Origin of the sequence: Streptomyces daghestanicus, from assembly GCF_020521275.1 — a bacterium.
GTDB lineage: Bacteria > Actinomycetota > Actinomycetes > Streptomycetales > Streptomycetaceae > Streptomyces > Streptomyces griseoviridis.
In genome coordinates this window covers 1,574,994-1,596,439 of record NZ_BNDX01000008.1, presented here as the reverse complement: position 1 = coordinate 1,596,439, position 21,446 = coordinate 1,574,994, and the positions used below count along the sequence as shown (strand labels likewise).

At 74.1% G+C, this 21,446-nt stretch carries 14 protein-coding genes; 9 read left to right on the top strand and 5 right to left on the bottom strand.

Features of this window, described 5'->3' with window-relative positions; translation table 11 throughout:
• Positions 1–9: 9 nt before the first annotated feature.
• From nuoL to recQ, 4 genes are all read left to right on the top strand, one after another.
• The gene (gene nuoL / locus Sdagh_RS16695) at positions 10–1,974 is read left to right on the top strand and encodes an NADH-quinone oxidoreductase subunit L (RefSeq protein WP_190077929.1); all 1,965 of its coding nucleotides are present in this window, start codon (positions 10–12) and stop codon (positions 1,972–1,974) included.
• Between the two features lie 5 nt (positions 1,975–1,979).
• The gene (locus Sdagh_RS16690) at positions 1,980–3,551 is read left to right on the top strand and encodes an NADH-quinone oxidoreductase subunit M (protein ID WP_189423149.1); all 1,572 of its coding nucleotides are present in this window, start codon (positions 1,980–1,982) and stop codon (positions 3,549–3,551) included.
• Positions 3,548–5,197 carry an NADH-quinone oxidoreductase subunit NuoN gene (nuoN, locus tag Sdagh_RS16685; RefSeq protein WP_189423151.1) on the top strand — a complete coding sequence of 550 codons (1,650 nt, stop codon included), beginning with the start codon at positions 3,548–3,550 and terminating at the stop codon, positions 5,195–5,197. The genes Sdagh_RS16690 and nuoN overlap by 4 nt, the downstream gene beginning before the upstream one ends.
• A gap of 209 nt (positions 5,198–5,406) precedes the next feature.
• Positions 5,407–7,461: a DNA helicase RecQ gene (gene recQ / locus Sdagh_RS16680; protein ID WP_190077930.1), complete on the top strand. Its 2,055-nt coding sequence runs from the start codon at positions 5,407–5,409 to the stop codon at positions 7,459–7,461.
• 77 nt (positions 7,462–7,538) lie between these two features.
• Here recQ and Sdagh_RS16675 read toward each other — a convergent pair whose 3' ends face one another.
• Both Sdagh_RS16675 and fahA read right to left on the bottom strand, forming a co-directional pair.
• Positions 7,539–8,477 (bottom strand): M56 family metallopeptidase, encoded by a 939-nt coding sequence (locus Sdagh_RS16675; protein ID WP_189423155.1) that lies wholly within the window; start codon positions 8,475–8,477, stop codon positions 7,539–7,541.
• A gap of 608 nt (positions 8,478–9,085) precedes the next feature.
• The gene (fahA, locus tag Sdagh_RS16670) at positions 9,086–10,297 is read right to left on the bottom strand and encodes a fumarylacetoacetase (protein WP_190011369.1); all 1,212 of its coding nucleotides are present in this window, start codon (positions 10,295–10,297) and stop codon (positions 9,086–9,088) included.
• Between the two features lie 415 nt (positions 10,298–10,712).
• Here fahA and Sdagh_RS16665 point away from each other — a divergent pair, with 415 nt between their 5' ends.
• The 5 genes from Sdagh_RS16665 (at position 10,713) to Sdagh_RS16645 (ending at position 18,078) form a co-directional block, all read left to right on the top strand.
• Positions 10,713–11,918 carry a DegT/DnrJ/EryC1/StrS family aminotransferase gene (locus tag Sdagh_RS16665; RefSeq protein WP_226535216.1) on the top strand — a complete coding sequence of 402 codons (1,206 nt, stop codon included), beginning with the start codon at positions 10,713–10,715 and terminating at the stop codon, positions 11,916–11,918.
• Complete coding sequence (locus tag Sdagh_RS16660; protein ID WP_226535208.1) at positions 11,911–14,460, top strand: lipopolysaccharide biosynthesis protein; 2,550 nt, start codon at positions 11,911–11,913, stop codon at positions 14,458–14,460. The genes Sdagh_RS16665 and Sdagh_RS16660 overlap by 8 nt, the downstream gene beginning before the upstream one ends.
• Before the next feature lie 80 nt (positions 14,461–14,540).
• A complete protein-coding gene (locus tag Sdagh_RS16655) occupies positions 14,541–16,547 on the top strand; it encodes a glycosyltransferase (protein WP_226535206.1) in 2,007 nt (668 codons plus the stop codon).
• Positions 16,544–17,026 (top strand): hypothetical protein, encoded by a 483-nt coding sequence (locus Sdagh_RS16650; protein ID WP_226535204.1) that lies wholly within the window; start codon positions 16,544–16,546, stop codon positions 17,024–17,026. The genes Sdagh_RS16655 and Sdagh_RS16650 overlap by 4 nt, the downstream gene beginning before the upstream one ends.
• Positions 16,909–18,078, top strand: coding sequence for a glycoside hydrolase family 26 protein (locus tag Sdagh_RS16645; RefSeq protein WP_226535201.1), 1,170 nt, complete (start codon positions 16,909–16,911; stop codon positions 18,076–18,078). Before Sdagh_RS16650 ends, Sdagh_RS16645 begins: the two co-directional genes overlap by 118 nt.
• Positions 18,079–18,090: 12 nt before the next feature.
• Here the strand turns inward: Sdagh_RS16645 and Sdagh_RS16640 are convergent, their stop codons facing one another.
• The 3 genes from Sdagh_RS16640 to Sdagh_RS16630 form a co-directional block, all read right to left on the bottom strand.
• Positions 18,091–18,846, bottom strand: coding sequence for a polysaccharide deacetylase family protein (locus tag Sdagh_RS16640; RefSeq protein ID WP_189423192.1), 756 nt, complete (start codon positions 18,844–18,846; stop codon positions 18,091–18,093).
• Positions 18,847–18,992: 146 nt separating this feature from the next.
• Positions 18,993–20,303 carry a glycosyltransferase family 2 protein gene (locus tag Sdagh_RS16635; protein WP_190077932.1) on the bottom strand — a complete coding sequence of 437 codons (1,311 nt, stop codon included), beginning with the start codon at positions 20,301–20,303 and terminating at the stop codon, positions 18,993–18,995.
• Positions 20,304–20,340: 37 nt separating this feature from the next.
• Positions 20,341–21,405 carry a GNAT family N-acetyltransferase gene (locus tag Sdagh_RS16630; RefSeq protein ID WP_190077933.1) on the bottom strand — a complete coding sequence of 355 codons (1,065 nt, stop codon included), beginning with the start codon at positions 21,403–21,405 and terminating at the stop codon, positions 20,341–20,343.
• Positions 21,406–21,446: the final 41 nt, after the last annotated feature.

Sequence of the window (21,446 nt, the reverse complement as noted above, 5' to 3'; positions counted from 1 at the left end):
CGCTGAATCGTGGAAAATCTGATTGCGCTGCTGGTGGCGGCGCCCCTGCTCGGAGCCGCGGTCCTGCTGTGCGGCGGACGCCTGCTGGACGCCGTCGGCCACTGGCTGGGCACACTGCTGGCCGCCGTGTCCTTCGTGCTCGGCGTCGTCCTCTTCACCGACATGCTCGGCAGCGGCGCCGAGGACCGCACCCTGACGCAGCACCTGTTCAGCTGGGTCCCGGTCGAGGGCTTCCAGGCCGACATCGCCTTCCGGCTCGACCAGCTGTCGATGACGTTCGTCCTGCTGATCACCGGCGTCGGCACGCTGATCCACCTGTACTCGGTCGGGTACATGGAGCACGACGAGCGCCGCCGCCGCTTCTTCGGCTATCTGAACCTGTTCCTCGCGGCGATGCTGATCCTGGTCCTCGCCGACAACTACCTGCTCCTGTACGTCGGCTGGGAGGGCGTCGGCCTCGCCTCCTACCTGCTGATCGGTTTCTGGCAGCACAAGCCCAGCGCCGCCACCGCGGCGAAGAAGGCGTTCCTGGTCAACCGCGTCGGCGACATGGGCCTGTCGATCGCGATCATGCTGATGTTCCTCTGGTTCGGGACCTTCGCCTTCGGACCGGTGCTCGGCACGGTGGCGGAACCCGGTCTCGCCGGGGAGGCCGGCGAGGGCAAGCTCACCGCCATCGCCCTGATGCTGCTGCTCGCCGCGTGCGGCAAGTCCGCCCAGGTGCCGCTGCAGTCCTGGCTCGGGGACGCCATGGAGGGCCCGACGCCGGTCTCGGCCCTGATCCACGCCGCGACCATGGTGACGGCGGGCGTCTACCTGATCGTCCGCTCCGGCGCGATCTTCAACGGGGCGCCGGACGCGCAGCTGGTCGTCACCGTCGTCGGCGCGGTCACGCTGCTGTTCGGTGCGATCGTCGGTTGCGCCAAGGACGACATCAAGAAGGCGCTGGCCGGGTCGACCATGTCGCAGATCGGCTACATGGTGCTCGCCGCGGGCCTCGGCCCCATCGGCTACGTCTTCGCGATCATGCACCTGGTGACGCACGGCTTCTTCAAGGCCGGTCTCTTCCTGGGCGCCGGTTCCGTGATGCACGGGATGAACGACGAGGTCGACATGCGCCGCTACGGCGGCCTGCGGAAGTACATGCCGGTCACCTTCGTCACCTTCGGTCTCGGCTATCTCGCCATCATCGGCTTCCCGGGTCTGTCCGGCTTCTTCTCCAAGGACAAGATCATCGAGGCGGCCTTCGCCAAGGGCGGCACCGAGGGCTGGGTCCTCGGCGCCTGCGCCCTGCTGGGCGCGGCCATCACCGCGTACTACATGACGCGCGTGATGCTGATGACGTTCTTCGGCGAGGAGCGCTGGCGCGACGCCCCGACGCCGTCCCCGGCCGCACCGGACGTGGAGCCCGCCGCCGAGATCCGCGGCGAGTACACCCCGCCGCACCCGCACGAGTCCCCGAAGGTCATGACGGTCCCGATGATCGTGCTGGCCGTGGGCTCGGTGGCCGGCGGCGCGTTCTTCTCGATCGGCGACCGGTTCCTGCACTGGCTGGAGCCGATCACCGACCACGCGCACGGCCACCCGCCGGTCGGCGCCCTGACGGTCACCCTCTCCACGGTCGCCGTGATGGTCATCGGCGTCGCCGTCGCCTGGGCGCAGTACGGGCGCCGCCCGGTTCCGGCCGTCGCCCCGCGCGGCTCGCTGCTCACCCGGGCCGCCCGCCGCGACCTGCTCCAGGACGACTTCAACCACGTGGTCCTGGTCCGCGGCGGCGAGCACCTCACCCGCTCCCTGGTCTACGTCGACCACACCCTGGTCGACGGGGTGGTCAACGGCACGGCGGCCTCGGTCGGCGGTCTGTCCGGACGGCTGCGCAAGGTGCAGAACGGCTTCGTGCGCAGTTACGCGGTCTCGATGTTCGGCGGTGCGGCGGTCCTCGTCGCCGCGACCCTGCTGATGAGGGCGGTCTGATACCGATGTCCTTTCCCCTGCTGACAGCGACCGCGGTGCTCCCGGCCGTCGGAGCGATCGCGACGGCCGCCGTGCCGGCCGCGCGGCGCACCGCGGCCAAGTGGCTGGCGCTGCTGTTCTCGCTGGCCACGCTCGTCCTCGCGGTGGTCGTCCTGGTCCGCTTCGACCCGGACGGCGACCGGTACCAGCTCACCGAGTCGCACTCCTGGATCGCCGACTTCGGCGTCCGCTACGAACTGGGCGTGGACGGCATCGCGGTCGCGCTGATCGCGCTGACGGCCCTGCTCATCCCGTTCATCGTCCTGGCGGGGTGGCACGACGCCGACCCGCTGGAGACCGGCAGCAGCCGGTGGCGGCCGACACAGGGCTTCTTCGCCCTGATCCTGGCCGTCGAGGCGATGGTGATCATCTCGTTCGAGGCCACCGACGTCTTCCTCTTCTACATCTTCTTCGAAGCCATGCTGATCCCGATGTACTTCCTCATCGGCGGCTTCGGGGACCGGGCCCACGAGCACGGCGAGAAGACGGCGGCCACCCAACGCTCGTACGCGGCGGTGAAGTTCCTCCTCTACAACCTGGCCGGCGGTCTGATCATGCTGGCCGCGGTGATCGGCCTCTACGTGGTCGCCGGGAACTTCTCGCTCACCGAGATCGCCGAGGCCCGCGCCGACGGCTCGCTCGACATGGCGACCAACACCGAACGCTGGCTGTTCCTCGGTTTCTTCTTCGCCTTCGCGGTGAAGGCGCCGCTGTGGCCGCTGCACACCTGGCTGCCCAACGCCATGCAGGAGTCCACCGCCCCGGTCGCCGTACTGATCACGGCGGTCGTCGACAAGGTGGGCACCTTCGCGATGCTCCGCTTCTGCCTCCAGCTCTTCCCGGAGGCCAGCAAGTGGGCGACGCCGGTCATCCTCGTCCTCGCCCTGATCAGCATCATCTACGGGGCGCTGCTCGCGGTCGGCCAGCGCGACATCAAGCGCCTGGTGGCGTACGCGTCGATCTCGCACTTCGGCTTCATCATCATGGGCATCTTCGCGATGACCAGCCAGGGCCAGTCCGGCGCGACGCTCTACATGGTCAACCACGGCCTGTCGACCGCCGCGCTGATGCTGGTGGCCGGCTTCCTGATCTCGCGGCGCGGCTCCCGGCTCATCGCCGACTACGGCGGGGTGCAGAAGGTCGCCCCGGTGCTCGCCGGCACGTTCCTGATCGGCGGCCTGGCGACGCTGTCCCTGCCCGGACTCGCGCCGTTCGTCAGCGAGTTCCTGGTGCTGGTCGGCACGTTCACCCGCTATCCGGTGGTCGGCGTCATCGCCACCTTCGGCATCGTGCTCGCCGCGCTCTACACCCTCGTCCTCTACCAGCGGACGATGACCGGCCCGGTGAAGCCGGAGGTCGCCGCCATGCCCGATCTGCGGGTGCGGGAAGTGCTGGTCGTCGCGCCGCTGGTGGTGCTGCTGATCTTCCTCGGCGTCTACCCGAAGCCGGTGGCGGACATCATCGACCCGGCGGTCAAGCAGACCATGTCCGACGTCCAGAAGAAGGACCCCCAGCCCGAGGTGGAGGCGGCCAAGTGAGCGCATCAGCCGTCCACAGCCTGTGGACAACGGCGGCCGATCCGATCGCGAAGATCGACGCGCCGAAGATCGAGTACGGGCAGCTCTCCCCGGTCCTGATCGTCGTGGGAGCGGCGATCGTCGGGGTGCTGGTCGAGGCGTTCGTCCCGCGCAGGTCCCGCTACTACGCGCAGATGTTCGTCGCCGTCGTCGCGCTCGTCGCCGCCTTCGCCGCGGTCGTCGCGCTCGCGGCCGGCGGCTACGGCACCACCAAGGCGCACATCGCCGCGATGGGCGCGATCGCCGTCGACGGACCGGCCCTGTTCCTCCAGGGCACCATCCTGCTGGCGGGTCTGGTCGGCCTGTTCACCTTCGCCGAACGACGCCTCGACCCGGCGGCGCACGGCAACCGCGTGGACTCCTTCGCCGCGCAGGCCGCCTCCGTGCCGGGCAGCGAGGGCGAGCAGAAGGCGGTGAAGGCCGGGTTCACCACCACCGAGGTGTTCCCGCTGCTGCTGTTCGCGGTCACCGGCATGCTGGTCTTCCCGGCCGCCAACGACCTGCTGACGCTCTTCGTCGCCCTGGAGGTCTTCTCCCTCCCGCTGTACCTGCTGTGCGCGCTGGCCCGCCGCAAGCGGCTGATGTCGCAGGAGGCCGCGGTCAAGTACTTCCTGCTCGGCGCGTTCGCCTCCGCGTTCACCCTGTTCGGCATCGCCCTGCTCTACGGCTACGCGGGCTCGATGTCCTACGGCGTGATCGCCAAGGTCGTCGACGGGTCGGTCACCGAGGTCACCCCGGCACTCGCCGACACCATGGGCAACGACGCGCTGCTCCTGATCGGGGCCGCGCTGATCGTCATGGGCCTGCTGTTCAAGGTGGGCGCGGTGCCGTTCCACATGTGGACGCCGGACGTCTACCAGGGCGCGCCGACCCCGGTCACCGGCTTCATGGCGGCGGCCACCAAGGTGGCGGCCTTCGGCGCGCTGCTGCGCATCCTCTACGTCGTCCTGCCCGGCCTGCGCTGGGACTGGCGGCCGGTGATGTGGAGCGTGGCGATCGTCACCATGCTGGGCGGCGCGATCGTCGCGATCACCCAGACCGACATCAAGCGGCTGCTGGCGTACTCGTCGATCGCGCACGCCGGGTTCATCCTGGCGGGCGTCATCGCCACCACCCCGGAGGGCGTCTCCTCCGTCCTCTTCTACCTGGCGGCGTACTCCTTCGTCACCATCGGCGCGTTCGCGGTGGTCACCTTGGTCCGGGACCCGGGCGGGGAGGCGACGCACCTGTCGAAGTGGGCGGGGCTGGGCCGCAGGTCGCCGCTGGTCGCGGCGGTGTTCGCGGTGTTCCTGCTGGCCTTCGCGGGCATCCCGCTGACCTCGGGCTTCGCGGGCAAGTTCGCCGTGTTCAAGGCGGCGGCGGAGGGCGGCGCGGCGCCGCTCGTGGTGATCGGCGTGATCTCCTCGGCGATCGCGGCGTTCTTCTACATCCGGGTGATCGTCCTGATGTTCTTCAGCGAGCCCCGGCCGGAGGGCCCGACCGTCGCGGTGCCGTCGCCGCTGACGATGACGGCGATCGGCGTGGGCGTGGCGGTCACGGTGGTGCTCGGTGTGGCACCGCAGTACTTCCTTGACCTCGCCGGTCAGGCGGGCGTCTTCGTGCGCTGACCCACGGCCCACGGCCTGCGGAACGGGGCGGCCCGGCACACCTCGGGGGTGCCGGGCCGCCCGTCTGTTCCCACCGGGCGGACCCGCGGCACCCGGCCGTCCTGTGGACAACTCCGGGGCTGTCGGTGCGGACCCCTATCGTGGAGGCAGTGGTCGGAGCGGCGCGAGCGGGCCGGGCAGACGGGGCAGGACGTACGGGGGACAGGACGATGGGCGGGACGAGCGTGATCGGCGAGACGGCAGGGACCAGGGCCGCGGGCAGTGCGGACAGCGAGGCGGTGGCCGCGCTGCGCCGGGTCTTCGGGTACGAGGACTTCCGGGGTGAGCAGGAAGCGGTCATCGACCATGTGGTCGCGGGCGGTGACGCCGTCGTGCTCATGCCGACCGGCGGCGGAAAGTCGCTGTGCTACCAGATCCCGTCGCTGGTCAGGCCCGGTACCGGCATAGTGATCTCCCCGCTCATCGCCCTCATGCAGGACCAGGTGGACGCGCTGCGGGCGCTCGGCGTCCGCGCCGGGTTCATGAACTCGACGCAGGACTTCGACGAGCGGCGCACGGTGGAGGCCGAGTTCCTCGCCGGCGAGCTGGACCTGCTCTACCTCGCGCCCGAGCGGCTGCGGCTGGAGAGCACCCTCGACCTGCTCTCCCGGGGCAAGATCGCGGTCTTCGCCATCGACGAGGCGCACTGCGTCTCGCAGTGGGGGCACGACTTCCGGCCGGACTACCTGGCCCTGTCGCTGCTGGGCGAGCGCTGGCCGGACGTACCCCGCATCGCGCTCACGGCGACGGCCACCCACGCCACCCACCGGGAGATCACCGAGCGGCTGAACATGCCGGCGGCCCGGCACTTCGTGGCCAGTTTCGACCGGCCCAACATCCAGTACCGGATCGTTCCGAAGACCGACCCCAAGAAGCAGTTGCTGAGCTTCCTGCGGGAGGAGCACCCGGGCGACGCGGGCATCGTCTACTGCCTCTCCCGGAACTCGGTGGACCGGACGGCCGAGTTCCTCTCCCGCAACGGCATCGAGGCGGTGCCGTACCACGCGGGCCTGGACGCGGGCACCCGGGCGGCGCACCAGTCGCGCTTCCTGCGCGAGGAGGGCCTGGTGGTCGTCGCGACCATCGCCTTCGGCATGGGCATCGACAAGCCGGACGTGCGGTTCGTCGCCCACCTCGACCTGCCCAAGTCGGTGGAGGGCTACTACCAGGAGACGGGCCGCGCCGGCCGCGACGGACTGCCGTCCACGGCCTGGATGGCCTACGGCCTCAACGACGTCGTGCAGCAGCGCAAGCTCATCCAGTCCGGCGAGGGCGACGAGGCGTTCCGGCGGCGGGCGCAGTCCCACCTCGACGCCATGCTCGCCCTGTGCGAGACCGTCCAGTGCCGCCGGGCCCAGTTGCTCGCCTACTTCGGACAGGACCCGGAGCGGCCCGGCTGCGGCAACTGCGACACCTGCCTCACCCCGCCGGAGACCTGGGACGGCACGGTGGCGGCGCAGAAGGCGCTGTCGACGGTGGTACGGCTGAAGCGGGAGCGCGGGCAGAAGTTCGGCGCCGGGCAGATCATCGACATCCTGCTGGGCAAGCGCACCGCCAAGGTCATCCAGTTCGACCACGACCAGCTCTCCGTCTTCGGCATCGGGGAGGACCTGACCGAGGGCGAGTGGCGGGGCGTCGTCCGCCAGCTCCTGGCCCAGGGCCTGCTGGCGGTCGAGGGGGAGTACGGCACGCTGGTGCTGACCGACGACAGCGCGGCCGTGCTGCGCGGGGAGCGGGACGTCCCGCTGCGCAAGGAGCCGAAGAAACCGGCGGCGGCCCGGACGTCCGGCGGGGGACGCGGGGAGCGCAAGGCCAAGGCCGCGGTGGCCGAGCTGCCGGCGTCGCTGGTCCCCGCCTTCGAGGCGCTGCGCGCCTGGCGTGCCGAGCAGGCCAGGGAGCAGGGCGTTCCGGCGTACGTCATCTTCCACGACGCCACGCTGCGGGAGATCGCCACGGTGTGGCCCACGTCGATCGGGCAGCTCGGCGGGATCAACGGCGTCGGCGAGAAGAAGCTGACGACGTACGGGGAGGGCGTGCTGGAGGTGCTCGCCGGAGTGGGCGGGCCGGAGGGCGACGCCGCGTCCGCGTCCGGCACGAGCACCGGCGCCGGTACCGGCACGCACACGGGTGGCGGTACGGGCGCCGGCTCCGGTTCCGCGCCGGTGCCGGGAGAGGACGACTGGCCCGGACACGAGCCCGAGCCGGAGCCCGAGGACTGGATATAGCCCTTCTCCCGGCGTGGCCCTCACGCGGAGGCGGCAGCGGAGGGGGAGGCGGCGGCGGTCCGGCAGGGGCGGTCGCCTCAGGACAGGGCCGTGAGCCCCGGCGCGAAGGTGATCAGCAGGGGGAGCAGCGGGACCAGGGCGGCCGTCGCCGTCGTCATGGCCCGGTGGCGGCGGCCCAGGCGGGGCTGCGGCTCCAGCAGCCGGTCGACCCGTTCGCCGAGGAGACGGTGGCTGGAGGCGCAGGACAGGACGCCCCGGTGCTGGTTCAGCTCGATCAGGGCGAGGGCCGTGGTCAGGTGACCGCAGCGCCGGGAGGCGGTGTCGTCGGCGGCCAGCTCCACCAGGCGGTGGGTCTGGTCGCAGAAGTGGGCGAAGAGCGGGATACGGGGGAATCCGGTGGCCAACGCGGTGGAGAGGTGCAGCAGCCAGTCGTGGCGGGCGCGGGCGTGGCCGCGCTCATGGGTGAGGACGGCGTCGATCTGGTGGTCGGTGAGACGCTGCAGGGCCCCGGTGGTGACGATCAGCTGGGGCGGGCTGCCGGGCAGCCACCAGGCGTCCGGGTACTCGTCCTCCAGCACGAGGAGGGGGCCGCGCGCGGCCGGGAGCCCGGCGGGCAGGTCGGGGGCGCGCTCGCGCAGATGCGAGCGGGCGCGGGCGCGGCGCCGGCGGGCCTCGACCAGTTCCCGGGCGAGCATGGCGGTCGTCCAAGCGGCCCCGCAGGCCAGCAGCAGGGTGAGGACCGTCGCCCAGGGCGGGCCCGCGGACAGGTCGTACGCCTCGGTCACCGCGGGCGGCGCCGGGGCGAAGAGCTGGGCGCGGACCGTGCCGAAGACGGCGGCGGCACCCAGCGCCAGGGCCGTCAGGCAGCACAGCAGGACGGTCGCGACCAGGCACTGCCACACCCACAGGGCGACCACGGGGTCGCGTTCCGGCCAGGCGGCCCGGGTCAGCGCGCGGGGCGCCGGCACGGCGGCGGTCAGGGCGACGACGCTCAGCAGGATGAGGCTGACGGTCATGCCACGGGCTCCGGTTCCTGGGGGGACGGGCGGCTCGGCTCTGGCTCGTGCGGGCGAGCGCGCAGGGGCGCCCGCGCCGCTCGTCGCCAGTATGACGGTGCGGGGCGGTGCGAGTCAGGTGCCGTGGGCGATCGAACACGCCCGACCGCGCGGTGAACGCCGGGCACGGGTCCGGCACCGGCCTCTTCGCGCCCCGCCGGCGGCCCCGCCGGACCGGGACCACCCGCTCCGTGAGGCCGGAGCCATCCGTCCCGTGGGGCCGGGACCGCCTGTCCCGTCGAGCCGGGACCGCCCGTCCCGTCGTCTCGTCAGGCCGGGACCGCCCGTCCCGTGGGGCCGGGACCGCCCGTCCCGTGGGGCCGGGACCGTTCGTCCCGTGGGGCCGGGACCACCCGTCCCGTGAGGCCCGAGCCATCCGTCCCGTCGAGCCGGGACCGCCCGTCCCGTCGTCTCGTCAGGCCGGGACCGCCCGTCCCGTGAGGCCGGAGCCATCCGTCCCGTCGGGCCGGGACCGTTCGTTCCGTCGTCTCGTCAGGCCGGGACCACCCGCTCCGTGAGGCCGGAGCCATCCGTCCCGTCGGGCCGGGGCCGTTCGTCCCGTCGTCCCGTCAGGCCGGGATCACCCGACCCGTCACCTCGCCCAGGCCGACCCGGGTCCCGTCCGGGCCGGGGGCCCATGCCGACAGGGTGACGACGTCACCGTCCTCCAGGAAGGTCCGCTTGCCGTCGGGGAGTTCGAGCGGGTCGCGGCCGTTCCAGGTCAGCTCCAGCAGGGACCCCCGCTCCCGCTCGGCGGGACCGCTCACGGTGCCCGAGCCGTACAGGTCGCCGGTGCGCAGTGAAGCGCCGTTGACGGTCAGGTGGGCCAGCTGCTGGGCGGCCGTCCAGTACATGGTGGAGAAGGGCGGTTCGGAGACGACATGGCCGTTGACGGCGACGGAGATCCGCAGGTCGTAGCCGCTCGGCTCGGTGTCGGTGTCGTCGAGGTAGGGCAGCAGCGGGTGGGTCCGCTCCGGCGGTGCGGTGCGGGCGTCCTCCAGGGCGTCGAGCGGGGTGATCCAGGCGGCGACCGAGGTGGCGAAGGACTTCCCGAGGAAGGGGCCGAGGGGGACGTACTCCCAGGCCTGGATGTCCCGGGCCGACCAGTCGTTCAGGAGGCAGAGGCCGAAGACGTGCTCGCGCCAGTCGCGGAGCGGGACCGGCCGGCCGGGCTCGCTCGGGGTCCCGACCACGAAACCGACCTCGGCCTCGATGTCCAGGCGCACGGACGGGCCGAAGACGGGCGCCGGGTCGGCGGGTGACCTGCGCTGCCCGGAGGGCCGGATGACGTCGGTGCCCGACACCACGACCGTGCCGGCGCGGCCGTGGTAGCCGATCGGCAGGTGCTTCCAGTTCGGGGTGAGGGAGTCCGCGGCGTCCGGGCGGAAGATGCGGCCGACGTTCCGGGCGTGGTTCTCCGAGGCGTAGAAGTCGACGTAGTCGGCCACCTCGAACGGCAGGTGGAGGGTGACCGAGGAGAGGGGGCGCAGGAGCGGGGCGAGGGTCTCGCGGTGAGCGGGGACCGTGACCCAGGCGGTCAGCGCGCGGCGTACGTCGGACCAGGCGGTGCGGCCGGCGGCCAGCAGCGGGTTGAGGGTGGGCCGGGCGAGCAGGTCCGCGTAGGGCGAGCCGAGGGCGCGGGCGGCGGCTCCCGCGTCGAGGACGTGGTCGCCCAGCCGGACGCCCACCGTCCGCTCCCGCTCGCCCGGGATCGAGAACACGCCGTAGGGGAGGTTGTGCGGGCCGAAGGGGTCGCCTTCGGGGACGTCGAAGGGGGGCATGGACGGTGCCTCGCTTTCGTACTCGGCGATGGGCCGCGCGGTGGGCGCGGCGCATCGTCTGTGCCGGTCGTCTGTGCCGGTCGTCTGTGCCGGGTGTTCCGTGGCCGGGGCACACGTTACGTCCGCCGGGGCGTGCCGGGGCAGAGCGCCGGGCGCCCGTGGGTGAGGGGCGGACGGGGCGCCGGACGCGATGGCCGGGAGGTAGCGCTCCGCTTCCGCTTGTGTGCGGGACGTTGTCCACGGGCCGGTCCGCAATCTTGACGGAGCGGTGCGAACGGGGAGACTCTGGGCGGGTGCCGGAAGGCCTCGGGGAGAGGGCGTACCGATGGCACGCCAGGGGGAGCGGATGGCCATGGGGGAGGCCGGTCCGGGTTCGGTGCCGTCGCATGCCAGGCCGGGGCGGCCGGCGCGGGCCATGCGCGACAGACTCGGCCGGGAGTGCGTGTACGTACCGTCGTGCCGGCTCGGCATGTACGCGGCGCTGCGGCACTGGTGCCCGCCGGGCGGCCGGGTGCTGATGTCGCCGGTCAACGACGACGTCATCTTCTTCGTCGTCCTGGCGGCCGGGCTGCGGCCGGTGCAGGCACCGCTGAAGCCGTGGGACGCGTCCCTCGACCTCGACGCCGTGCCCGAGGGGACCTGGGGTTCGCTGTCCGCCGTGCTGACGACCAACCTGTACGGGAATCCCGACCCGGCTCCCGGACTGCGGGCGCGCTGCGACGCGCTGGGCATCCCGCTGTTCGAGGACGCGGCGCACGCGATCGGCGGCGAGGTGGGGGGCCGGCCGGTCGGGACCTGGGGCGACGCGTCCTTCTTCAGCCTGTCCAAGCATGTCGGGGCGCACGCCGGGGGCATCCTCGCGGTCGCCGACCCGGGGGTGCGGGACCTGCTGGCGCAGGCCTGCGAGGACCTGCTGGCGCCGCGCCGGACCACGGCCGAACTGGCCTACGCGGTGCGGCCGTACGCGGAGGCCGCCGTGCGGGGGCTGGGGCTGCGGCGGGCCGCGTGGGCGGTGCTGCGGAGGCTCGGTACGGCCGAGCGCGAGGAGATCCGGATGCCGCTGCGCCCCGAGGCGCTGGCCCGCGCGGTCGCCGCCGCGCCCGGCCTCGACGCGCACGACCCCTGGGTCCGCGTCGACATGCACGACTACCGCCGGAGGGGCGGCCGGTTCCGGCTGGCCCGCGTCGCCCGGCACCTGGACCGGCTGGACGAGGTGCTCGCCGCCTGCCGGGCGGGGACGGAACTGCTGCTGGCGACGGACTGGGCGTACGCCCGGTACGCGGACCGGCCGCCGGCCGCGCGGCCGCTGTTCCGGGTGCCGCTGCTCGTGGCCGACCGGGACGCGGCAGCGGCGGCCCTGGCCCGCCGGGGCATCGTCGTCGGCTACCTCTACGACCCGCCCCTGGACGACTACGCGGGCGCCGACTTCACCGACCCGTCGCCGGCCCCGGAGGCGGCGCGCTGGTTCGCGCGGCACGCGCTGCCCGTGGACCCGCTGCGGGCCCGGGAGGCCATCGCGGCCCTGGAGGAGGCGGGGGTGCGGCCGGCCGAGCCGTTCGCGGCAGCCGGGGCGCGCGGAGAGCGGTCGTCGCCGGGCGGGCCGGGACCGGTCCGTGGCTGAGGCGCAGGTGCGGGAGACGGCGGCGACGCGGGCCGACGGCGGCGGTGGCGGCACCGCGCGGGAGGCGCGCGGCGGGGACTCGCTGTTCAAGAACGCCTACTTCCTGATGCTCAGCACCGGCGTGTCCGCCGTGCTCGGGCTGGGCTTCTGGCTGGTGTCCGCCCGGTACTACACGGAGGAGGCGGTCGGCCAGGGCTCCGCCGCGATCGCGGCGATGCGGCTGCTGGCCAGCATCACGGCGACGACGATGATCGGCGCCGTCGTCCGCTTCGTGCCGCGCGCCGGACGGGCCACGGGGGCGCTGGTGTGGCGTGCCTACGCGGCCAGTTCGGTGGTGGTCGCGCTGGCCGCGGGCGTCTTCCTGCTCACCCTCGACCGGTGGGGCGACTCGTACGCGCCCCTGGGCACCCCGGTGGCGGGGACGCTGTTCGTCGCCGCGTGCGTGGCCTGGGCGCTGCTCACCCTCCAGGACGGCGTGCTGACCGGACTGCGCAAGGCCGAGTGGGTGCCGGCGGGCAACGCGGCCTTCTCCGTCGGCAAGCTGATCCTGCTCGCCGTGTTCGCCTCCGCGCTGCCGGTGCTCGGCATCTTCGTCTCCTGGGCCGTGGCGATCGCCTTCTCCACGCTGCCCCTCGGCTGGCTGATCTTCCGCAGGCTGATCCCGCGCCAGGCCGCCGCGGACCGCGACCTCGAACCGCCCGCCTACCGCGAGATGGGCCGCTTCCTGGCGGGGGACTCGCTGGGGGCGCTGTTCAGCCTGGCCATGATCAACCTGCTGCCGGTGATGGTCGCGGTCCGCTTCACCGCCGCGGAGAACGGCTACTTCTACGTGGCGTACACCGTCGGCGGCACGATGGAGTTCATGGCCATCAACATGGCCTCCTCGCTCACCGCGCACGCCTCGCACGACCCGCGCCGCCTCGCCGACGGCGTCCGCGGGGCGCTGCGCCGCATGACGGTGCTGCTGGTGCCGGTCGTGGCGTTCCTGGTGGCCTTCGCGCCGCAGATCCTCGCCCCGTTCGACGACGACTACGCCGAGCACGGCTCCACGGTGCTGCGGCTGCTCGCCCTCGGCGCGCTGCCGCGGATCGTCGTGGAGCTGTACATCGGGGTGCTGCGCGTCCAGGGGCGCACCGGTGTGCTCGCCGCCGTGCAGGGCGCCATGTGCGCCCTCGTGCTGGGCAGCGCGACGGTGCTGTTCACCCCGTCCGGGATCGCGGGCGCCGGCTGGGCGGTGCTGCTGGGCATGACGGTGGTCGCCGCGGGCTGCGTGCCGGGTCTGCGCGCGGCACTGCGCGGGGGCGGGTCCGGCCGGAGGCCGGGCGGCGGACCGGGCGAGGGGGCGGGCGGAGGGTTGGGCGAGGGGGCGGGCGAGGTGGCGCGCGGCACGAGTACGGCGCCCGGCACGAGTACGGCGCCCGGCACGCCTGCCCCCGGCACGCCCACCCCCGGCACGCCTGCCCACGGGACCTCCGACTGCGGCACCCCGGCCTGCGGCACCCCGGCCTACGGCACCCGCTGGGCGCGGCTGAACGCGACCGCCGGATACGGCACGAGCTGGGCCCGCCGCACCGCCCACGAGCACGGTCCTCCCGGCGGCACGCCGGGCGAGGGCCGGGAGGACACCGTCACCCTCTTCATCGGACGGCCCGGTTACGAGCGGGAGGCGCTGGCGGCGGACCCGCTCGCGGAGATCGTCCGGCCGCCGGACGCCGGGGACGGGGAAGTCCCGGCCGCCACCGGCGCCGCGGGGGCCGGGACCGCCAGCGCTGAGGGAGCCGGGGAAGCCGACCGGGAGCGGCCGTTGCGCATCGGCCTCTGGCTGGTGCTGGGGCTCGCCTCCGCGGCCTGCTGGACGGCGTCGCGCGGACTGCCCTGGCTGGACGGGGCCTCCCGGGCCGCACCGACCGGCCGTGAGCTGCTCGCGCGGCTGCCCCTCACCGCGCTCGTCGCCGGCGGGGTGCTGCTGGTCGTCTTCGCGGCCTCGGTGACCCTGTGCGCCCGCCCCGGCCGGCTGCTGCCCGGCGCCGCGCTCGGCGCCGCCCTGACCGCGCTGCACGCGGCACCCGTCGCCCTCGGCCGGGAACCGGAGCCGGTGGCCGGGACGTTCTACCGCGGGACGGCCGGTTTCCTCGCGGAGGCGGTGGGGCTCGGCGGCCCCGAGCCGCTGCTGCGCTGGGCGCCGCCCGTTCTGCTGCTGCTGTGCCTCGTGCCGCTGGAGCGGCTGCTCGCGTACGCGGGCGGGCGGCTGCCGTGGCCGGGGCGCTGGGGGGCCCTGTATCTCGCCGCGGTGGCGGGCTGGGTGTGGGGGCAGGCGCTCGCGCCGGTCGCGCCGCCCCTCCTGCTGCTGCTCACCCTGCTCGCCCTCGTCCTGAGCACGCTGCGCCGACCACCGGCGTCGGCACCGGCACCCACACCGGCACCGGCATCCGGACAGAGGCCAGATCCGACACCGGGGCCAGAACCGACACCAGGACCGGTACCGGCATCGACGCCCGAGCCCCCGCACCGTTCCAGACCGAACGACAGATCCAGGGACTGACCGAGCACAGAGCCGAACCGCCAGGGGGGAACGTCGTGCGTCCGCCAGCCACTCCACGGGAGAGATCCGCACCGGAGCCCGTGCCGCGTCCGCAGACACCGGCCGGACCGGAGGACACGTCCGGGAACGCGGCGACGGAAGCGGAGGAGATCCCCGGAACCGCCCCGAGCGCGTCCGGGCCCGAAGAAGCGCCCCGCCGGGGCGAGCGGGCCGGGACGCCCGCGACACCGGCCTCCCGGGAACCGGCGGACCGAAACGCCGAGGACGCGTACCCGGCGCCCCCACGGCCCCGGCGCCGCCGTGCCGGCGCCTGGCCCGCCCTGCCCCTGCTCGTGGCCCTCGCCCTGTGGACGTACGCCCTCGGCCACACCGACGTCTCCCAGCTCGACGACTTCGGCCTGGTCAGCGCGGTCCACCCGGCCTTCTGGGCGGGTCTGGCGCTGCTCACCGGGGGCTTTTGGTCCACCGTCCGCGCGCCGCACCGCGCGCAGGGCTGGCCGGCGGCGTACGTCGTCGGGCTGCTGCTGATGGAGCGGGCCACCCAGGCCCTGGTCTACCCGACCCCGCTGTACGCCTGGGCGTGGAAGCACGACGCGGTCGTCGGCCACCTGCTGACCGCCGGCGGCCTCCAGAGCGAGGCGGAGATCGGGGACATGTCCGTCTACGACCAGTGGCCGGGCTTCTTCGCCGCCCAGGCCGCGCTGGTCCGGCTGCTCGGGGTGGACAACACGGCGATGTACATGGCGTGGTGGCCCCTGGTCTCCAGCCTGATGCTGCTGCTCCCGCTGCTCCTGATCTACCGCACCTTCACCACCGACCGCCGTCTGATCTGGACCGCGGTCTGGCTGTTCTACGCCGCCAACTGGGTGGGTCAGGACTACTTCTCCCCCCAGTCCGTCGCCTTCGCGCTGCACCTCGGCGTGCTCGCCGTCGTCCTGCGCCGGTACGGCGGGCGGCCCGGCCGGCCGCGGACCGCCGTGTGGACGGTGCTGCTGACCGCGCTGCTCACCACCATCGTCGTCACGCACCAGCTGACGCCCGGCATGCTGGTCGTCTCCCTGCTGGCCCTCTGCCTCGCCCGCCGCTACCGCGACTGGGCGCCGGCGGCCACCGCGGTCGTCCTCTTCCTGGCCTGGTGCCTCACGGCGGCGCTGCCCTTCCTGTCCGCCGCGATGCCGGACATGATCCGCTCCATCGGTGACATCGGCGGCAACGTGGAGACCGGGTACGGCGCCACCCCCACCGGCACCGGAGCGATCGCGACCTCCTGGGCGGCCCGGCTGCTGTCGGGGTCCGTCCTGCTGCTCGCGGCGCTCGGCGTGCTGCGCCGGCCGGTGCTGCGGCGCCGGGCGCTGCCGCTGCTGCTCATCGCCGCGGCCCCGCTGCCGATGTTCGTGGCCAGCAGCTACGGCAGCGAGATGATCTTCCGGGTACTGATGTTCATGCTGCCCGGCGCGGCCTTCTTCGCGGGCGCCGCGCTGCTGCCCCGGGGACGCACCCTGTCCGCCGGCCTCACCGCGCGGGAGACGGCCGGGCGGCCCGCCGTGCCGCACCCGCTCCGGCCGCGGCTGCCCGGCCTCGCGTACGGCGTCTGGGTGCCGCTGCTCGCGCTGCTGGCCGGCACCCTGGCCTTCGTACCGGCCTACTCCGGCAAGGACCGGATCAACTACTTCCCGCCCGCCGAGGTCGCGCTCGTCCGGGACCTGTTCGACCGGGCGCCGGCGGGGTCGCTCGTGGTCGCCGCCAACCGCAACTACCCGCTCGCCTACGAGGCGTACGGGAGCGTCGACCACTACTGGTTCCTGGAGGACGGCCGCGACCACGTCGACCGGATCGTGCGCAGCCCGGCCGCCACCCTGGCCCGGGACATGAGCGCCGTGGAACCGCCCGGCCGCGCCTATCTCCTGCTCACCCGGGGGCAGGTGGCCGACTCGGAGATGAACGGCCGGCTCGACGGCGCGCAACTGGAGCGCGTCCGCCGGTCGGTGGCCGCCTCACCGAGGTTCCGGCCGGTCGCGGAGAACAGCGCCGGGACGGTCTGGGTCCTGGAGCCGGCCGCCGGCCCGGTGGAAGGAGCGAGCCGATGACACCGCGGGACCTGGTGATCCGTACGCTGCCCGCGTTCGGCGGCTGGCTGGCCGTGGCCGCGCTGGCGCTGCCCGGCGGTTCGCCGCCGCGCGGCGCGGCGGTCGCGCTGTTCCTGGCGGCCGGGCCCGGCGCCGCCCTGGTCAGGATCTGCGCCCCGGCCCTGGGGTCCCGGCCCGCCGAGGGGCCGGCCGACCGCGACGCCGCCTTCGACCGCCACTCCGACCTGCTGGAACAGGCGATGCTCGCCGTCCTGCTGAGCGTCTGCGCCGTCGTGCTGGTCTCGACGGTGTTCATCGCCACGCACGCCTTCAGCGGCGAACGCGTCCTGCTGAGCCTCACCCTGCTGACCACGCTCGCCGCGTGCTGCCCGAGCCTGCGCGCCACCCCGGCGCCGGGGACGCCACCGAAGACCCGCAGAACCTCAAGGACGCCGAGGACGCCGAGGACGCCGAGGACACGGAAGGGTTCCGCTCCGTGAACGCGCGCCGCGTGCTGCTCACCTCCGCCACGGTCGCCTGCGCGCTGCTGCTGGCGGTGCTCGCGCTGCGCGGCACCGGCGGGCCGGACGACGGCGCCGGCGCCGGCCGGGACGGGAAGTGCCGCCCGACCGCCCTGCTCGAACCGCCCTGCGGCGCCTGGTTCGGGGCGTTCGTGCCGCACGACAGGACCGACCTCGCCGAGCGGGTGCGCGCCTACGAGGAGAAGGCCGGCCGCAGGCTCGACATCGTGTACACGTACCACGACATGTCCGCCGTCACCGGCACCCGGCTGGAGGGCCAGCTGCTCACCGAGCAGGAACAGCGCGTCGGCGAGGACCGGATGCTGCTGCTGTCCTGGGAGAGCAAGTGGTGGGGCGGCACGAAGCGGCAGCAGCCGACCTGGCGGCAGATCCACGGGGGCGAGCTGGACGCCTCCGTCATCGACGTCCAGGCGCGGCGGATCAAGGAGTACGGGGAGCGCACCGGCAAGAAGGTGTTCCTCTCCTTCGACCTGGAGATGGACACCCGCACGCCGGCCAGCGGCAGCCCCGAGGAGTACGTCCGCGCCTACCGGCACCTCCACGACCGCTTCCGCGAGCTGGGCGTGGACAACGTGGTGTGGACGTGGATCATCACCGGCTACCTGGACCACGCCGGCCTCTTCGAGCGGCTCTACCCCGGGGACGACTACGTCGACTGGATCGGCTACAACCAGTACAACTACTACCTCTGCCACCAGGCGGACTGGCTGAGCTTCGCGCAGACCCAGCGGGCCACGCACGACTGGGTCCGCACACACCTGTCCGACGACAAGCCGCTGATGCTCTCGGAGTTCGGCAGCGCCGCCGACCCGGAGCGGCCCCGGCGGCAGGCCGAGTGGTACGCGCGGGTCCCCGGGGTCCTGAAGGAACTGGACGGGGTCAAGGCCGCGCTCCAGTGGAACTACCGGGACCCGGGGCCGCACTGCGACCTCTCGGTGGCCGGCGACGCGGCCTGGCGCAGTCTGCGCGAGGCGGTCGCCGACCCGTACCTCCACCAGCCCCTGGAGTGAGCACCGGGCCGGTCACCCGGCGAACTCGGGACCGCGCAGCAGGGCGCGGCCCCGCCGGTACCAGCGCCAGGCGACCGTCCTGGGGGCGTCCCGGTAGGGCGCGGTCCGCACGCCCCGCCCGGACAGCCACGCCTGGACGTCGGCGACGGTGTGGGTGCGGCGGACGATGAGCCGGGCGATGCGGTAGCGCTCGTCCCGGTCGGAGCTGAGCGCGTGCCGCACCGCGGTCGCCGTCTCGTACCCGGCTCGGGCCGCCAGTCTGCGGACCTTGGCGCTGTTGTAGCCGTGCGGGTAGGCGAGGTGGCGCACCGGTCGGCCGAGGGTGTCCTCCAGCACGGCCTTGGAGGACCGGAGTTCGACCGTCAGGTCCCTGGTGGACAGGGTGTCGAGCTGGGCGTGGGTGACGGTGTGGCTGCCGACCTCCATGCCGTGGTCCGCCAGGCCGGCCGCCTGGGCGAGGGTCATCATCGGCGCCGGCGGCAGCAGGCTGCGTCCGCCGGGCGCGATGGCGCCGGTGGTGAGGTAGGCGGTGGCGGGCAGCCCGCGCCCCGCCAGCGTCGCGGCGGTCGGCCCCGGCAGGTCGGCGAAGCCGTCGTCGAAGGTCAGCAGCACCGGCCGGGGCGGCAGCGGGGCGCGTCCCGCGAGGTGCCCGGCGAGCGCGCCGATGGTCAGCGGGGTGCGGCCGCTGCCGGTGATCACGTCCAGGTGCGCGGCGAACTGCCGGGGCGTGACGGTGAACTCGGCGATCCAGCCGGGCGGGTCGTCCATCACGGCGTGGTAGAGGAACACGGGAATGTACGTGCCCCCCGCGCCCCGCGCCCCGTCCGCGCCCCGCGCCCCGTCCGCGCCCCGCACGCCGTCCGGGCTGCCGCCCGTACCGCCGCCGCCCCCGCCGTCACCGCTGTCACCGGCGCTCACCGCTCGTCCTCCCGTCCGGCCGTCCGCAGCGCGCGGCGGGCCCGCAGATAGCCGAGGGGACCGTAGAGCATGCCCCGGCGCTGGAGCCGGGAGAGCCGGCGTGGCCAGGGGTGGGTGCGGGCGTCGTGCCCGCCCGGTACCCGCGCCGCTCCCCGCCCCGCCCGTACGGCCGTCAGCGCGCGGGCGCGGGCCAGGCCGCCCGGCAGCCGGGCGAGGAAGGCGGGCAGCAGGGCCGGGCGGTTGACGAGGACCGCCGTCAGGTACGCGGTGAGGCCGGCGCCGTAGCCGAACGCCTGCGTCTCCAGGTCCCGCCAGGTCTCCCGGTGGTGGTGCCAGACGAGGGCCGAGGGCGTGTAGTGCAGCCGGTGGCCGTGGGCGAGGACGCGGACGAAGCCGTAGAGGTCGTCGCCGCCCCGTGCGGGGGTGCCCGCGCCGGTGGCCGGGTCGAAGCCGCCGACCTCGCGCAGCACCGCCGTACGGAAGGCCATGCCGGCGCCGGAGCCGAAGCGTCCGGCGGTGAAGGGGAACAGCGGTTCGTCGGCGGGCGGGTCGGCGGGGTCGTAGGTCCGGGCCGTGAAGCCCTTGGCGAAGCCGCCGTGGCTCTCCAGCAGGACCTGGGCGGGGGTGCGCAGCCGCGCGGGCAGGATCAGGCCGGTGGCGCAGCCGAGCCCCGGGTCGGCGGCGAACGGCGTGGTCAGCTCGGCCAGCCAGCGCGGGTCGGCGACCACGTCGTCGTCGGTGAAGGCGGTGACCTCACCGCGTACGACGCCGAGCCCCCGGTTGTGCGCGACGGCGAGACCCGGCACCGGCTCACGGACGTACCGCACCCGCTCCCCGTACTCGCGTTCGATCAACTCCCGGGTCGCGCCGGTCACCGGCGCGTTGTCCACGACCACCACCTCGAAGTCGGGGTGGTCCTGGGCGAGCAGCGAGTCGAGGGCGCGGGCCAGTCGGCCGACGCGTTCCCGGGTGGCGACGACGACGCTGGCGGACGGGGGAGCGGCGGCCGGCACCGGACCGGGCACCGCCTCCGTCCCCGGCTCCCCGGCGAGTTCCGTCAGCACCGCCACCGGGTCGGCGCCCTCCGGCACCCGTCCGGTCAGCGTGCCGACCGGCCGCCCCGCCCGCCGGACCAGGACGAAGACCTCGCCCGCGGTCACCGGGGGGCTCCCCGGCCCCGGCCGGAGCGTCGCCCCGCCGTCCCGCGCCGCCCCGAGATCCAGCTCGGCCACCTGCATCGGTCCGATGCTCAGGAAATCCGCTATCTCCCGCTCCGTCTCCTGCCGCGCGCGTGCCGTCCCGGCCATGCGCCCCACCCCCTCCGCTCTCGAAGAACCGCCGGCCTCACCCCCGGCGCAGCCGTGCCGCGCCCTTCAGCGTCCGCGCCGCCGCCGAGGCGAGCCGCGGCCGGTCGCGCACGAAGGCGTGCGCCCGGCGCGCGGGCTCACGGCCGAGCCGGTACAGCGCGGCGCCCGCCCCCCAACACGTCACGGCACCCTCGTACACGGGCAGTTCACCCGTCTTCAGCGAGTCCTTGTACTCGGCCGCGCCCCGTCCCAGGTCGAGCAGCCCGATGCCCGCCGCGGCGGCGGCCTCCGCCATCCGCAGGTGCAGCACCAGGCCCGGCGAGTACTTCGCCGCCGCCACGTCGTACGCCGGGAACCAGCAGGCCAGGACCGTCGACGAACGCAGCCCGAAGTGGGCGGCGACCGGGCGGGAACCGGCGTAGAGGACGGACAGGGTGCCGGTGCACTCCGGGGTCCGGGTGACGGCGAGCCGGCCGACCAGCCCGGTGATCCACCGCTGGGCGAACCGGTCGCGCCGCCCCGTCCTGCGGTACTGCGCCGACTTCCACGCCATGAGCGTGCGCAGCGCGGCCGGTTCGCGTTCGTCGAACACGAACCGCACCTCCCCGGCCTGCCGGCCCAGCCGCCGCTCCTTGGCGAGGGTGGTCCTCAGGAACTTCGGGGACCGGACGCGCAGCGCCTCCTCGTACGCCGGGTAGCCGTCGGCGACGTCGATGACGTGGGAGGCGTGCACCTCGGCGGCGTACGGCGTGAACAGCCCTTGGCCGGCCTCCAGGTTGTCGAAGGCGAAGCTCGACAGGGAACAGGCGCGCAGCAGCCGGCGCGGGTCGGGCAGCGCGCCCTGGCGCAGCACCGCCCCCTGGCGGTCCGACACCCCGAGACCGATGGCCCGGCCCTGCCCCAGCGGCCCGCGCTCGTACGGCAGGAAACCGGCTCTCTCGCCGCCCTCGTGGAGCACGGCCACCCGCGCTCCGGGACGGACCGCGCCCACCGCTTCGGTGAACTCCGGTTCCATGAAGGGGTTGCGCGGGGCGTGCGACTTGGCGCGCAGCTCACGCCAGTGCTCCCGTTCCTCCGCGCCCAGTTCCCCCGGCCTCAGCACACGAACGCGTCCACTGCTCAACCCGACCCCCCGATCAAGTC

Bases quoted from the DNA above. Each gene is read 5' to 3' on its own strand.
- Sdagh_RS16690 (WP_189423149.1), top strand. From the start codon at position 1,980: ATGTCCTTTCCCCTGCTGACAGCGACCGCGGTGCTCCCGGCCGTCGGA.
- recQ (WP_190077930.1), top strand. From the start codon at position 5,407: ATGGGCGGGACGAGCGTGATCGGCGAGACGGCAGGGACCAGGGCCGCG.
- Sdagh_RS16675 (WP_189423155.1), bottom strand. From the start codon at position 8,477: ATGACCGTCAGCCTCATCCTGCTGAGCGTCGTCGCCCTGACCGCCGCC.
- fahA (WP_190011369.1), bottom strand. From the start codon at position 10,297: ATGCCCCCCTTCGACGTCCCCGAAGGCGACCCCTTCGGCCCGCACAAC.
- Sdagh_RS16665 (WP_226535216.1), top strand. From the start codon at position 10,713: ATGCGCGACAGACTCGGCCGGGAGTGCGTGTACGTACCGTCGTGCCGG.
- Sdagh_RS16650 (WP_226535204.1), top strand. From the start codon at position 16,544: ATGACACCGCGGGACCTGGTGATCCGTACGCTGCCCGCGTTCGGCGGC.
- Sdagh_RS16640 (WP_189423192.1), bottom strand. From the start codon at position 18,846: ATGGACGACCCGCCCGGCTGGATCGCCGAGTTCACCGTCACGCCCCGG.
- Sdagh_RS16635 (WP_190077932.1), bottom strand. From the start codon at position 20,303: ATGGCCGGGACGGCACGCGCGCGGCAGGAGACGGAGCGGGAGATAGCG.